Origin of the sequence: Streptomyces sp. NPDC001941 (genome assembly GCF_040296945.1) — a bacterium.
In the GTDB taxonomy this organism is placed as follows: domain Bacteria; phylum Actinomycetota; class Actinomycetes; order Streptomycetales; family Streptomycetaceae; genus Streptomyces.
On record NZ_JBEOYE010000011.1, the window covers coordinates 22,584 to 36,266 of the forward strand.

Below are 13,683 nucleotides of genomic sequence, written 5' to 3' on the forward strand. Positions count from 1 at the left end.
GTCAGCACCAAGATCAGGTCAAGCCCCTTAGCGGAACTGGGCGTTCTCACTATGTGAACAGCGCGCCTACGGTCGGAAAATACCCATCTGCCCACCCCTTACCCACCGTCCCTCCCCCTCGGCATAACAAGACAGTCACATCCTTACCCTCACCGCTCCCCCACTCCGCCACCTGCGCTTAGAGTCACGGCCAGTCACCGCGCCGCCGGGCGCGTCTGCTGCACGGCCCTGTACCAACCCAGTACGGCCCGGCGACCAAACGGCCCCCCGTCTGGGGGACGCCGCGCCAGGGAAAGGATTCATCGTGCGACACCGTTCCTTGCTCATCCTCACCGCCGTGGTCACCACGGGGGCACTCACCCTCACCGCCTGCGGGTCGCGCGACGACAACAAGGGCGGCTCGGGCGACGACGGCAAGAAGACGACCGTCATCATCGGCGTCGACGCGCCGCTCACCGGTTCGCTGTCCGCACTCGGCCAGGGCATCAAGAACTCCGTGGACCTGGCGGTGAACGTCGCCAACAAGAGCAACGAGGTCCCCGGGGTCACCTTCAAGATCGAGGCGACCGACGACCAGGCCGTCCCCGCCTCCGGTCAGCAGAACGCCACCAAGCTCGTCGGCATGAAGGACGTCCTCGGCGTCGTCGGCCCGCTCAACTCCGGCGTCTCCCAGTCGATGCAGGGCGTCTTCGCCCAGGCGAACCTCACCCAGGTCTCGCCCGCCAACACCAACCCCTCGCTCACCCAGGGCGACAAGTGGGGCTCCGGCGAGAAGAAGCGTCCCTTCCCGACCTACTTCCGCACCGCCACCACCGACGTGATCCAGGGCAAGTTCGCCGCGAACTACCTGTTCACCACCGCGGGCAAGAAGAAGGTCTACGTCGTCGACGACAAGCAGACCTACGGCGCGGGCCTCGCCTCCATCTTCTCCGCCGAGTTCACCAAGCTGGGCGGCAAGGTCGTCGGCACCGACCACGTCACCGTGAAGGAGACCGACTTCTCCTCCACCGCCGACAAGGTCAAGTCCTCCGGCGCCGACTCCGTCTACTTCGGCGGCCAGTACCCCGAGGGCGGCCTCCTCTCCGACCAGGTCAAGAAGGCCGGCGCCAAGATCCCCACCATGGGCGGCGACGGCATCTACGACCCGCAGTTCATCAAGGCCTCCGGTGAGGCCAACGACGGCGACCTCGCCACCTCCGTCGGCTACCCCGTCGAGAAGCTCGACACCGCCAAGAAGTTCATCGCGGACTACAAGGCCGGCGGCTACAAGGACCCGTACGCGGCCTACGGCGGCTACTCCTACGACGCCGCCTGGGCCATCATCCAGGCCGTCAAGACCGTCGTCGCCGCCAACGACGGCAAGGTCCCGGACGACGCCCGCAAGAAGGTCGTCGAGGCCATGAGCAAGGTGTCCTTCAAGGGCGTGACCGGTGACGTCGCCTTCGACGAGTTCGGCGACACCACCAACAAGCAGCTCACCGTCTACCAGGTCAAGAACGGCGCCTGGACCGACGTGAAGTCCGACACCTTCAAGGACTGACCCCCCGGCACAGCCCCGCACCGAAAGAACCCAGCCGCGCGAGGGCGCAAACAGCGCCCTCGCGCGGTGTCACATCCGACACGCTCATCGGAGGCCCTGCGGTGAACGAACTGCCGCAACAGCTGGCCAACGGCCTTACCCTCGGCGCCCTCTACGGTCTGATCGCCATCGGGTACACCATGGTCTACGGCATCGTCCAGCTCATCAACTTCGCCCACGGCGAGATCTTCATGGTCGGGGGATTCGGCGCCCTCACCACGTACACGATCCTGCCCGACGGAACATCCCTCGTCGTGGCGCTCCCCCTCATGCTCATAGGCGGCGCGGTCGTCTCCGTGGCCATCGCGACCGCCGCGGAACGCTTCGCCTACCGGCCCCTGCGCGGCGCGCCACGCCTCGCACCGCTGATCACCGCGATCGGCCTGTCCATCACGCTCCAGCAGCTGGTCTGGCGGTTCTACCCGGGCGCCAAGGCCCCGGTCAGCTTCCCCGAGTTCAAGGGCGAGTCCTTCCAGATCCTGGACAACCTGGCCATCTCCCGCTCCGACGCGTTCGTCCTCATCGCCGCCCCCGTGTGCATGCTCGCCCTCGGCGTCTTCGTCTCCAAGAGCCGCAGCGGCCGCGCCATGCAGGCCACCGCGCAGGACCCGGACACCGCCAAGCTGATGGGCATCAACACCGACCGCATCATCGTGATGGCGTTCGCCATCGGTGCCGCCTTCGCCGCGGTCGCCGCGGTCGCCGAAGGCCTCGACAAGGGCCAGATCCGCTTCGAGATGGGCTTCATCCTCGGCCTCAAGGCGTTCACCGCGGCCGTCCTCGGCGGCATCGGCAACATCTACGGCGCCATGGTCGGCGGCCTCGTCCTCGGTGTCGCGGAGACCCTCTCCATCGCCTACGTGCAGGACATCCCCGGCATGGAGCAGTTCGGCGGCGGCGCCTGGAAGGACGTGTGGGCCTTCTCCCTCCTCATCCTCGTGCTGCTGTTCCGGCCACAGGGCCTGCTCGGCGAGCGCGTCGCGGACAGGGCGTGAGCGACATGACCACCGACACCAAGACCAGCACGCCCGCCCCGGCACCGGCAGCCACCCGCGGGCCGGCCCTGCTCTGGGCCGTCGCCGCCGGCGGCGCCGCCACCCTGGGCAGCACCTTCCTCGCCTGGACCTGGACCTCGGAGTTCCCCGGCGACCTCACCGTCACCGGCTACCCCGGCGGCCTCCAGCTCCTCACCCTGGTCGCCGGCGCCCTGCTGGTGCTCTTCGCCCTCGGCGCCCTCGGCGTCAAGGGACTCGGCTGGCTCGCCCCGGCCGGCTCCACCAAGGCCCTCAAGGCCCTCGCCCTCGGCGCGTTCGGCACCACCTGGTACACGGTCCTCGCCATCGCCTTCGAACTCGGCGGCATCGTCAACCTGGAGCCCGGCGGCTACGTCGCGGCCGTCGCCAGCCTGGTCCCGCTCGCCGCGTTCCTGCTGCCCGACGACACCCGCACCGCCGCCAAGGCGAAGGAACTGCCCTCCTGGGCCGAGATCCTGATCATCGTCGCCGCGTTCGCCGTCGGCCTGTACGTCATCACGTACGGCATCGACACCGAGTACCCCGAACTCTTCATCGGCTACCTGATCACCGTCGGCTTCGCCGCCCGCGGCCTGTTCCTCTCGGGCCTGTTCGCCCGGCTCTCCGCGATCACCCGCACGTACCGCTCCATCGCGGTCACCGCGGGCTTCATCGCCGCCGCCGCGTTCCCCTTCACCCAGAGCACCGACCAGTACACCCTGATCGCGGTCAACATCCTGGTCTTCGCCACCGTCGCCCTCGGCCTCAACGTCGTCGTCGGCCTCGCCGGACTCCTCGACCTCGGCTACGTCGCCTTCCTCGGCGTCGGCGCCTACACCGCGGCCATCGTCTCCGGGTCCACGGCCTCCGCCTTCGACGTGCGGTTCCCCTTCTGGGCCGCCGTCCTCACCGGCGCCGCCGTCTCGCTGATCTTCGGCGTCGTCATCGGCGCCCCCACCCTGCGGCTGCGCGGCGACTACCTCGCCATCGTCACCCTCGGCTTCGGCGAGATCTTCCGCATCGTCATGCTCAACCTCGACGGCGACTCCGGACCGAAGATCACCAACGGGCCCAACGGCATCCCCAACATCCCGCACCTGAACTTCTTCGGGTGGGACTTCAGCCAGCCGCACAACGTCCTGGGCATCGAACTCGGCAGCTACGCCAACTACTACCTGCTGATGCTCCTCGCCATGATCGTCGTGGTCCTGGTCTTCAGCCGCGCCCAGAACAGCCGCATCGGCCGCGCCTGGGTCGCCATCCGCGAGGACGAGACCGCCGCCACCGCCATGGGCATCAACGGCTTCCGCGTCAAGCTCATCGCCTTCGCGCTCGGCGCCACCCTGGCCGGCCTCGCCGGCACCGTCCAGGCCCACGTCCAGACCACCACGGTCCCCGAGATGTACCAGTTCGCCGGACCCGTACCGCCCAACTCCGCGTTCCTCCTCGCGGCCGTCATCCTGGGCGGCATGGGCACCGTCAGCGGACCCCTGCTCGGCGCCGCCCTGCTCTACCTCATCCCGGCCAAGCTGGAGTTCCTCAAGGACTACCAGCTCCTCGGCTTCGGCATCGCACTCATCCTCCTGATGCGCTTCCGCCCCGAAGGCCTCATCCCCAACCGCCGGGCCCAGCTGGAATTCCACGAGACCGGCCAGCTCGACGTGCCGCAACAGCGCATCGACGACCAGCCCGGCGTCAGCACCGCGAAGGCGGGGGCGTGAACCACATGACGACCACCACCACGACCACCGGCGCCACCGTCCTCGACGCCAGCGGCGTCACCATGCGCTTCGGCGGCCTCACCGCCGTGCGCTCCGTCGACCTCACCGTCAACGAGGGCGAGATCGTCGGCCTCATCGGCCCCAACGGCGCCGGCAAGACCACCTTCTTCAACTGCCTCACCGGCCTCTACGTCCCCACCGAGGGCAAGGTCAGCTACAAGGGCACCGTCCTGCCCCCCAAGCCCCACCTCGTCACCAGCGCCGGCATCGCCCGCACCTTCCAGAACATCCGGCTCTTCTCCAACATGACCGTCCTGGAGAACGTGCTCGTCGGCCGCCACACCCGCACCAAGGAAGGCCTCTGGTCCGCCCTCCTGCGCGGCCCCGGCTTCAAGAAGGCCGAAGCCGCCTCCCACGAACGGGCCATGGAACTCCTCGAGTTCACCGGCCTCGCCCACAAGGCCGACCACCTCTCCCGCAACCTCCCCTACGGCGAACAGCGCAAGCTCGAGATCGCCCGCGCCCTCGCCAGCGACCCCGGACTCCTCCTCCTCGACGAGCCCACCGCCGGCATGAACCCGCAGGAGACCCGCGCCGCCGAAGAACTCATCTTCGCCATCCGCGACCAGGGCATCGCCGTCCTCGTCATCGAGCACGACATGCGGTTCATCTTCAACCTCTGCGACCGCGTCGCCTGCCTCGTCCAGGGCGAGAAGCTCATCGAAGGACCCCCCGCCGTCGTGCAGGGCGACGAACGCGTCGTCGCCGCCTACCTCGGCACCCCCTTCGAAGGCGCCCCCGGCCAGGACGAAGCCGCGGAAGTCGAAGCGGCGGAGGCACACAGCGCCGCCGACAGCACGCAAGGAGACGACAAGTGACCGCACTCCTGGACGTCCAGGACCTCAGGGTCGCCTACGGCAAGATCGAAGCCGTCAAGGGCATCTCCTTCACCGTCGAACAGGGCCAGGTCGTCACCCTCATCGGCACCAACGGCGCCGGCAAGACCACCACCCTGCGCACCCTCTCCGGGCTCCTCAAGCCCTCCGCCGGACGCGTCACCTTCGACGGCAAGGAACTCGGCACCGTCCCCGCGCACAAGATCGTCGCGCTCGGACTCGCCCACTCCCCCGAAGGCCGGCACATCTTCCCCCGGCTCAGCATCACCGAGAACCTCCGCCTCGGCGCCTTCCTCCGCAAGGACAAGGAAGGCGTCGAGAAGGACATCCAGCGCGCCTACGACCTCTTCCCCATCCTGGGAGAACGCCGCAAGCAGGCCGCCGGAACCCTCTCCGGAGGCGAACAGCAGATGCTCGCCATGGGCCGCGCCCTGATGTCCCAGCCCAAGCTGCTCATGCTCGACGAACCCTCCATGGGCCTCTCCCCGATCATGATGCAGAAGATCATGGAGACCATCGCCGCGCTCAAGGCACAGGGCACCACCATCCTGCTCGTCGAGCAGAACGCCCAGGCCGCCCTCTCCCTCGCCGACAAGGCGTACGTGATGGAGGTCGGCGAGATCAAGCTCGAAGGCACCGGAGCGGACCTCCTGCACGACGAGAACGTCCGCAAGACGTACCTCGGCGAGGACTGAGCCGCACCGGCGGTACGGAACCAGCGGTACGGATGCGGGAAGGGCCCGCACCACGCGATCGACGCGCGGTGCGGGCCCTTCCCGTGTTCGTACGTACGCGTACGCGCGCGTACGCCAGGGACTACTGCCCCGCCTGCTGCTGCTTCGCGGCCTTCTTCTCCTCGCCGTCCTCGATGACCGCCTCCGCCACCTGCTGCATCGACATCCGGCGGTCCATCGACGTCTTCTGGATCCAGCGGAACGCGGCCGGCTCCGTCAGCCCGTACTGCGTCTGCAGCACCGACTTCGCCCGGTCCACCAGCTTGCGCGTCTCCAGGCGCTGCGCGAGGTCCGCGACCTCCTGCTCCAGGGCGCGCAGCTCGGCGAAGCGCGACACGGCCATCTCGATGGCCGGGACGACGTCGCTCTTGCTGAACGGCTTCACCAGGTACGCCATCGCGCCGGCGTCCCGCGCCCGCTCCACCAGCTCGCGCTGCGAGAAGGCGGTGAGCATCAGGACCGGGGCGATGGACTCGCCGGCGATCTTCTCGGCGGCGGAGATGCCGTCGAGGACGGGCATCTTCACGTCCAGGATCACCAGGTCGGGGCGGTGCTCGCGGGCGAGCTCGACGGCCTTGGCACCGTCACCGGCCTCACCGACGACCGCGTAGCCCTCTTCTTCGAGCATCTCCTTGAGGTCGAGGCGGATGAGGGCCTCGTCCTCGGCGATGACGACACGGGTGGTCATGGGCGGGACGTGCGCCTGTGCGTTGTCGTCGTCGGCGACGGGCTGGGGCGACTCGGGGGCGGTCACGGGGGCTCCTCGATACAGGGCGGTACAGCTCCCCTGAGCCTACCTAGCTCCTGTAAGGTAGTGACGCGCAGGGCCTTCTGGGTCCGCACTTTCTAAGGCCCCAGTACTCCAACTGGTTAGAGAGGCCGCTCTCAAACAGCGGACAGTGTGGGTTCGAATCCCACCTGGGGCACTTTTCCTTCAATTCCAAGGTCGCAACAAGAAGCGGCGATCTTCACTCGTCAGCCTGAACAATTCGCCGAATATGCGCGCATCCGCACATCCGGGCCCAGGCTCGCGCACATGTACGACCTCAGAACGCGCAAGCGCGTCCTCTCCCTCCTCAGCGACGGCCGCAGCCTCAACTCCGTCAGCAAGGAGACCGGCGTCTCCCGGTCCGTGATACGTGCCTGGCGGGAGCGCCTCGAACCGCTCCCCCGCCCCGGCAAGCACTTCGAACCGTGCGTACGGTGCCGGGCCGACCCCGGACTGCCCGAGGACACCGCCGCGTACGCCTACCTGCTCGGCCTCTATCTGGGCGACGGCTGCATCAGTGACCATCCGCGAGGAGCGCACCACCTCCGCATCGCGTGCGCGGACGACTGGCCGGGGCTGATCACGGCCTGCGAGGAGGCCATCGTGGCGGTCCTCCCGATGTGCCGCGTCTGGCGGCTCCAGAAGCAGGGGTGCGTCGCGGTCACCAGCTACGGACGCCACTGGAAGTGCCTCTTCCCCCAGCACGGCCCCGGGCGCAAGCACGAGCGGCGCATCGCACTGGAGGACTGGCAGCAGCGGATCGTCGACGCGCACCCCTGGGAGTTCGTCCGGGGGCTCATCCACTCCGACGGGTGCCGGATCACCAACTGGACGACCAGGACCGTCGCCGGGCGGACCAAGCGGTACGAGTACCCGCGCTACTTCTTCACCAACGTCTCCGAGGACATCAGACGGCTCTGCACCGACACCCTGGACGCGCTCGGGGTCGAGTGGGCGCCCTGCACCCGGGGCGGGCGCCCGTTCAACATCTCCGTGGCCCGCAAGGGTTCCGTCGCCCTCATGGACCGTCACATCGGACCGAAGCACTGACTACTTCGGGCTGTCGTCCTCGCCGATGTGGTGCACCCGTACCAGGTTCGTCGAGCCGGGGACGCCGGGCGGGGAGCCTGCCGTGATGACCACGATGTCGCCCTTCCGGCAGCGGCCGATCCGCAGCAGCTGCTCGTCGACCTGGGCGACCATCGCGTCCGTGGAGTCCACGTGCGGACCCAGGAAGGTCTCGACGCCCCAGGTGAGGTTGAGCTGGGAGCGGGTGGCCTCGTCGGGGGTGAAGGCGAGGAGGGGGATCGGGGAGCGGTAGCGGGAGAGGCGCTTGACGGTGTCGCCGGACTGGGTGAAGGCGACGAGGAACTTGGCGCCGAGGAAGTCGCCCATCTCGGCGGCGGCGCGGGCGACGGCTCCGCCCTGGGTGCGGGGCTTGTTGCGTTCGGTGAGCGGGGGCAGGCCCTTGGCGAGGATGTCCTCTTCGGCGGCTTCGACGATGCGGGACATGGTCTTGACGGTCTCGACGGGGTACTTGCCGACGCTGGTCTCGCCGGAGAGCATCACGGCGTCGGTGCCGTCGATGACGGCGTTGGCGACGTCGGAGGCCTCGGCGCGGGTGGGGCGGGAGTTGTCGATCATCGAGTCGAGCATCTGGGTGGCGACGATGACCGGCTTGGCGTTGCGCTTGGCGAGCTTGATGGCGCGCTTCTGGACGATGGGGACCTGTTCGAGGGGCATCTCGACGCCGAGGTCGCCGCGGGCGACCATGATGCCGTCGAAGGCGGCGACGATGTCCTCGATGCTGTCGACGGCCTGGGGCTTCTCGACCTTGGCGATGACGGGGAGGCGGCGGCCTTCCTCGTCCATGACGCGGTGGACGTCCTCGATGTCGCGTCCGCTGCGGACGAAGGAGAGGGCGATGACGTCGGCGCCGGTGCGCAGGGCCCAGCGGAGGTCTTCGACGTCCTTCTCGGAGAGGGCGGGGACGGAGACGGCGACGCCGGGGAGGTTGAGGCCCTTGTGGTCGGAGACCATGCCGCCCTCGATGACGAGGGTGTGGACGCGGGGGCCGTCGACGGCGGTGACTTCGAGGGCGACGCGGCCGTCGTCGACGAGGATGCGCTCGCCGGGGGTGACGTCGTCGGCGAGTCCGCCGTAGGTGGTGCCGCAGGTGGTGCGGTCGCCCTGGTGGGGTTCGACGGTGATGGTGAACTCGTCACCGCGTTCAAGGAGTACGGGGCCTTCGGCGAAGCGGCCGAGGCGGATCTTCGGGCCTTGAAGGTCGGCGAGGACGCCGACGCTGCGGCCGGCTTCTTCGGCGGCCTTGCGCACGCGGTGGTAGCGCTCCTCGTGCTCGGCGTAGGTGCCGTGGCTGAGGTTGAAGCGGGCGACGTCCATTCCGGCGGCGACCAGTGCCTTGATCTGGTCGTACGAGTCGGTGGCGGGGCCCAGGGTACAAACGATCTTTGCTCGGCGCATGCTTCGAGCCTAGGGCTTACCGGCGGGTAGAGAATTGGCCGTGCATGACTACTCAACAACCTTTGCGTGAAAGGTTATTGACAACTGTTGAAGTGTGCGCCGGGGCGCTCCGATGAGCATCTCGCCGCCCCGGCGCGGGTCCCGGCCGAGACCCGGGCGGACCCCTGGCGGGGTGGGGTCAGAGCCGGGGCGGGGTCATGGTGAAGCGGGCGTTGACCTCGGCGCGGACGGTCTGGCGCTGGGGTTCGAGGTCGAGGACGGGGGCGCCCGCGCCTTCGGCGTCCATGGCGGGCGCGTAGGCCATGCGCAGGCTGCCGGGGCCGCCGCCGTAGGGGGTTTCGTGCTCGGCGCCGAGGTCGGCGAGTTCGACGAGGGCGGCGAGGCCGGTGTCGAGGGCGGCGGCGTACTCGCGGGCGCGCTGGACGGCTTCGCGGACGGCCTGGCGGCGGGCTTCGGCGTGGGCCGGGGAGTCGGGGCGCAGGGCCCACCAGGGGCCGTCGACCTGGGTGAGTTCGAGGTCGGCGAGGCGGGTGGCGAGTTCGCCGAGGGCGGTGAAGTCGCCGAGTTCGGCGGTGAGGTGGACGCGGCCGTGGTAGCTGCGGATCTTCTCGCCGCGGCCGTGGCGGGTGAGTTCGGGGCTGATGGAGAAGGTGCCGGTCTCCAGTTTCTCGACGGCGTCGCCGTAGGACTTGACGAGGTCGAGGGCGGCGGCGTTGCGGCGGGTGAGGTCGTCGAGGGCGGTGGCGCGGTCGGTGCCGCGGGCGCTGACGGTGATGCCGATGCGGGCGATCTCGGGGTCGACTTCGAGGGTGGCTTCGCCGCGGACGGCGAGGCGGGGGGTGTCGGGGGTGCCGTAGGGGGCGTGCGGGGCGGGGGGTGGGGTGTCGGTCATGCGTCCACTGTCCCCCGGGCGGGGCCGGATCGGAACGTCCCGGTCGCGGCGGGTCGGGTTTCCCGGTGGTCACCCGGTGGTCATCGGTCCGGTCATCGGATCGCAACCCGGCGGGGGTGTTGCGGGGCGGGGTGCGTGGGCCAGAATCTACGCGCGTCGTGCCCGTGGTTCCGCGGGCGCGTGGTGCGAGGCAAGGGAGAACCTCAATGCCGTTGAACCGTCGGACGTTCCTGGGGCGGTCGGCCGCCGCCGGGGCCGGGGTGGCGCTGGTTTCGGGTGCGTCGGGTACCGCCGAGGCGCACGGGGGCGGGCACGGGCGGCCGCGTCCGCCGCGGCGCTACTCGTTCACGGTGATGGGGACGACGGACCTGCACGGCAACGTCTTCAACTGGGACTACTTCACGGACAAGGAGTTCGACGACAAGGCGCACAACGACGTGGGCCTGGCGAAGATCTCGACGCTGGTGGACCAGGTGCGCGCGGAGAAGGGGCGGCGCAACACGCTGCTGATCGACGCGGGTGACACGATCCAGGGCACGCAGTTGTCGTACTACTACGCCAAGGTGGACCCGATCACCGCGAAGCGCGGTCCGGTGCACCCGATGGCGCAGGCGATGAACGCGATCGGCTACGACGCGGCGGCGCTGGGCAACCACGAGTTCAACTACGGCATCCCGGTGCTGCGCAAGTTCGAGGAGCAGTGCGACTTCCCGCTGCTCGGGGCGAACGCGCTGGACGCGAAGACGCTGCGGCCGGCGTTCCGTCCGTACAGCTTCCACCGGTTGCGGACGCCGCACGGGCGTGATGTGCGGGTGGCGGTGCTGGGGCTGACGAACCCGGGGATCGCGATCTGGGACAAGGCGAACGTGAGCGGGAAGATGGTGTTCCCGGGCCTTGAGGAGCAGGCGGCGAAGTGGGTGCCGAAGCTGCGGTCGATGGGTGCGGACGTGGTGGTCGTGTCGGCGCACTCGGGTGCGAGCGGGACGTCGTCGTGGGGCGACCAGTTGCCGTACGTGGAGAACGCGGCGGGTCTGGTGGCGCAGAAGGTGCCGGGGATCGACGCGATCCTGGTGGGGCACGCCCACTTGGAGGTGCCCGAGTACCGGGTGCGGAACGAGGCGACCGGCAAGGACGTGGTCCTGTCGGAGCCGTTGAAGTGGGGGCAGCGGCTGACGCTGTTCGACTTCGACCTGGTGTGGGAGCGCGGGCGCTGGTCGGTGGAGCGGGCCGGGGCGCGGGTGCTGAACTCGAACGCGGTGGCGGAGGATCCGCGGATCACCCGGCTGCTGGGCGATGAGCACGCGAAGGTCGTGGCGTACGTGAACCAGGTGATCGGTTCGTCGACGGCGGCGATGTCGACGCAGGAGGCTCCGTGGAAGGACGAGCCGATCATCGACCTGATCAACCAGGTGCAGACGGAGACGGTGCGGGCGGCGCTGGCGGGCGGGGCGTACGCGTCGCTGCCGGTGCTGTCGCAGGCGTCGTGCTTCTCGCGGACGGCGGCGATCCCGGCGGGGACGATCACGATCAAGGACGCGGCGGGCCTGTACCCGTTCGAGAACACGCTGGAGGCGCGGCTGCTGACGGGTGCGCAGCTGAAGGACTACCTGGAGTTCTCGGCGCGGTACTACGTGCGGACGCCGGCGGGTGGTCCGGTGGACACGTCGAAGCTGACGAACGCGGACGGCACGCCGGACTACAACTACGACGCGGTGTCGGGTCTGACGTACGAGATCGACGTGGCGCAGCCGGTGGGGCAGCGGATCGCGAAGCTGTCGTTCGAGGGGAAGCCGCTGGATCCGGCGGCGAAGTTCGTGCTGGCGGTGAACAACTACCGGGCGAACGGCGGTGGCGCGTTCCCGCACGTGGCGACGGCGCAGCAGCTGTGGGCGAACTCGGACGAGATCCGCAACACGATCATCGGCTGGGTGAGGGCGAAGGGGACGATCGATCCGGGTCAGTTCGGGTCGGTGGACTGGAAGCTGACCCGGGAGGGCGTGCCGGTGTTCTAGGAACCGGTGCGCGTGACGGCCGTCGCTCCCCCGGTGGGGGCGGCGGCCGTCGTCGTCAGGTCTGGGCGAGGGGGGTGAGCGGGGGTGTCTGGGCGGGGATGCGGGGGGCTTCCTTGCGGTCGAGGCCGAAGCTGGTGAAGGCGGTGCGCCGGGGCAGTGGGTAGGGCTCCTTGCCGGTGAGGGAGTTGAGGATGGTGGCGCTGCGCCAGGCGGCGAGTCCGAGGTCGGGGGCGCCGACGCCGTGGGTGTGGGTCTCGGCGTTCTGCACGTAGACGGAGCCGGTGACGGAGTCGTCGAGGACGAGGCGGTACTCGGCGTCGATGCGGGGGCGTTCGGAGGCGTCGTGGCGCATGTAGGGGTCGAGGCCGGCGAGCATGCGGGTGAGGGGGCGTTCGCGGTAGCCGGTGGCGAGGACGACGGCGTCGGTGGTGAGGCGGGAGCGGGAGCCCTGCTGGGTGTGTTCGAGGTGGAGTTCGACCTTGGTGGCGGCGACGCGTCCGGCGGTGCGGACGCGGACGCCGGGGGTGAGGACGGCGTCGGGCCAGCCGCCGTGCAGGGTGCGGCGGTAGAGCTCGTCGTGGATGGCGGCGACGGTGTCGGCGTCGATGCCCTTGTGGAGCTGCCCCTGGCGGGGGACGAGGTCGTTGCGGACGTTCTCCGGGAGGGCGTGGAAGTAGCGGGTGTAGTCGGGGGTGAAGTGTTCGAGGCCGAGCTTGGAGTACTCCATGGGGGCGAACGCCTCGGTGCGGGCGAGCCAGTGGAGTCGTTCGGCGCCGTGGGGGCGGTGGCGCAGCAGGTCGAGGAAGACCTCGGCGCCGGACTGTCCGGAGCCGATGACGGTGACGTGTTCGGCGGTCAGCAGGGCGTCGCGGTGGGTGAGGTAGTCGGCGGCGTGCAGGACGGGGACGCCGGGGGCTTCGACGAGGGGCTTGAGGGGTTCGGGTACGTACGGTTCGGTGCCGACGCCGAGGACGATGTTGCGGGTGTGGGCGCGGCCGAGGGCTTCGGCTTCGCCGTCGGGGTCGAGCTGGGTGTAGTCGACTTCGAAGAGGTTCTTCTCGGGGTTCCAGCGGACGGCGTCGACCTGGTGGGAGAAGTGGAGGGTGGGGAGGTGGTCGCTGACCCAGCGGCAGTAGGCGTCGTACTCGGCGCGCTGGATGTGGAAGCGCTCGGCGAAGTAGAAGGGGTAGAGCCGGTCGCGGCTCTTGAGGTAGTTGAGGAAGGTCCAGGGGCTGGCGGGGTCGGCGAGGGTGACGAGGTCGGCGAGGAAGGGGACCTGGAGGGTGGCGCCTTCGATGAGGAGGCCGGGGTGCCAGTGGAAGGCGGGGTTCTGCTCGTAGAAGGCGGCGGCGACGCCGCCGGGGACGCCGTGGGCGAGGGCGGCGAGGGAGAGGTTGAAGGGGCCGATGCCGATGCCGACGAGGTCGTGGGGGCGGTCGTCGGGGGGCTGGGGGGTGTTGCCGGTCATCGGTCCAGCTTGTCGGGGGTTGCGGGGAGGTGTCCGGCGAGGCCGGTGAGTGCTACCCGAAAGGGGGACGTGTGCGCCGGGGAGCGCCCGCGCGTGCGGTCGGGCGCTCCCCGGT

General features: G+C 69.5%; 11 protein-coding genes and 1 tRNA gene. 8 read left to right on the forward strand and 4 right to left on the reverse strand.

The genetic code is table 11. The features are described from left to right. Window positions 1-304 precede the first annotated feature (304 nt). From ABT160_RS11220 to ABT160_RS11240, 5 genes are all read left to right on the forward strand, one after another. On the forward strand, window positions 305-1,540 hold the full coding sequence (locus ABT160_RS11220) for a branched-chain amino acid ABC transporter substrate-binding protein (protein WP_351646330.1): 1,236 nt from the start codon (window positions 305-307) through the stop codon (window positions 1,538-1,540). A gap of 101 nt (window positions 1,541-1,641) precedes the next feature. Then, on the forward strand, window positions 1,642-2,574 hold the full coding sequence (locus ABT160_RS11225) for a branched-chain amino acid ABC transporter permease (protein WP_351646331.1): 933 nt from the start codon (window positions 1,642-1,644) through the stop codon (window positions 2,572-2,574). 5 nt (window positions 2,575-2,579) lie between these two features. Beyond that, on the forward strand, window positions 2,580-4,313 hold the full coding sequence (locus ABT160_RS11230) for a branched-chain amino acid ABC transporter permease (protein WP_351646509.1): 1,734 nt from the start codon (window positions 2,580-2,582) through the stop codon (window positions 4,311-4,313). A gap of 5 nt (window positions 4,314-4,318) precedes the next feature. Then, window positions 4,319-5,191 carry an ABC transporter ATP-binding protein gene (locus ABT160_RS11235; protein ID WP_351646511.1) on the forward strand — a complete coding sequence of 291 codons (873 nt, stop codon included), beginning with the start codon at window positions 4,319-4,321 and terminating at the stop codon, window positions 5,189-5,191. Beyond that, window positions 5,188-5,904 (forward strand): ABC transporter ATP-binding protein, encoded by a 717-nt coding sequence (locus tag ABT160_RS11240; protein ID WP_351646333.1) that lies wholly within the window; start codon window positions 5,188-5,190, stop codon window positions 5,902-5,904. The genes ABT160_RS11235 and ABT160_RS11240 overlap by 4 nt, the downstream gene beginning before the upstream one ends. 121 nt (window positions 5,905-6,025) lie before the next feature. Here the strand turns inward: ABT160_RS11240 and ABT160_RS11245 are convergent, their stop codons facing one another. Beyond that, a complete protein-coding gene (locus ABT160_RS11245) occupies window positions 6,026-6,697 on the reverse strand; it encodes an ANTAR domain-containing response regulator (RefSeq protein WP_351646335.1) in 672 nt (223 codons plus the stop codon). Window positions 6,698-6,794: 97 nt separating this feature from the next. Here ABT160_RS11245 and ABT160_RS11250 point away from each other — a divergent pair. Together ABT160_RS11250 and ABT160_RS11255 are read left to right on the forward strand one after the other, a co-directional pair. After that, window positions 6,795-6,869, forward strand: a tRNA-Leu gene (locus ABT160_RS11250). A 110-nt stretch (window positions 6,870-6,979) separates the two neighbouring features. Next, on the forward strand, window positions 6,980-7,762 hold the full coding sequence (locus tag ABT160_RS11255; protein WP_351646336.1) for a transcriptional regulator: 783 nt from the start codon (window positions 6,980-6,982) through the stop codon (window positions 7,760-7,762). On the opposite strand, the gene pyk is transcribed toward ABT160_RS11255, so the two are convergent. Both pyk and ABT160_RS11265 read right to left on the reverse strand, forming a co-directional pair. Further along, on the reverse strand, window positions 7,763-9,196 hold the full coding sequence (gene pyk, locus ABT160_RS11260) for a pyruvate kinase (protein WP_351646338.1): 1,434 nt from the start codon (window positions 9,194-9,196) through the stop codon (window positions 7,763-7,765). It abuts the gene before it with no gap. Window positions 9,197-9,374: 178 nt separating this feature from the next. Then, entirely contained in the window at window positions 9,375-10,088 is a 714-nt protein-coding gene (locus ABT160_RS11265) for an SIMPL domain-containing protein (protein ID WP_351646340.1), read from the reverse strand. Between the two features lie 206 nt (window positions 10,089-10,294). Between ABT160_RS11265 and ABT160_RS11270 the strand changes: the two genes are divergently transcribed. Next, complete coding sequence (locus tag ABT160_RS11270) at window positions 10,295-12,100, forward strand: bifunctional metallophosphatase/5'-nucleotidase (protein ID WP_351646342.1); 1,806 nt, start codon at window positions 10,295-10,297, stop codon at window positions 12,098-12,100. 55 nt (window positions 12,101-12,155) lie between these two features. Here the strand turns inward: ABT160_RS11270 and ABT160_RS11275 are convergent, their stop codons facing one another. Beyond that, complete coding sequence (locus ABT160_RS11275) at window positions 12,156-13,568, reverse strand: lysine N(6)-hydroxylase/L-ornithine N(5)-oxygenase family protein (RefSeq protein WP_351646344.1); 1,413 nt, start codon at window positions 13,566-13,568, stop codon at window positions 12,156-12,158. Between the last annotated feature and the right edge of the window lie 115 nt (window positions 13,569-13,683).

Excerpts from the sequence above, each read along its gene's own strand:
- ABT160_RS11265 (WP_351646340.1), bottom strand. The coding sequence starts at position 10,088 with ATGACCGACACCCCACCCCCCGCCCCGCACGCCCCCTACGGCACCCCC.
- ABT160_RS11270 (WP_351646342.1), top strand. The coding sequence starts at position 10,295 with ATGCCGTTGAACCGTCGGACGTTCCTGGGGCGGTCGGCCGCCGCCGGG.
- pyk (WP_351646338.1), bottom strand. The coding sequence starts at position 9,196 with ATGCGCCGAGCAAAGATCGTTTGTACCCTGGGCCCCGCCACCGACTCG.
- ABT160_RS11275 (WP_351646344.1), bottom strand. The coding sequence starts at position 13,568 with ATGACCGGCAACACCCCCCAGCCCCCCGACGACCGCCCCCACGACCTC.
- ABT160_RS11230 (WP_351646509.1), top strand. The coding sequence starts at position 2,580 with ATGACCACCGACACCAAGACCAGCACGCCCGCCCCGGCACCGGCAGCC.
- ABT160_RS11235 (WP_351646511.1), top strand. The coding sequence starts at position 4,319 with ATGACGACCACCACCACGACCACCGGCGCCACCGTCCTCGACGCCAGC.
- ABT160_RS11255 (WP_351646336.1), top strand. The coding sequence starts at position 6,980 with ATGTACGACCTCAGAACGCGCAAGCGCGTCCTCTCCCTCCTCAGCGAC.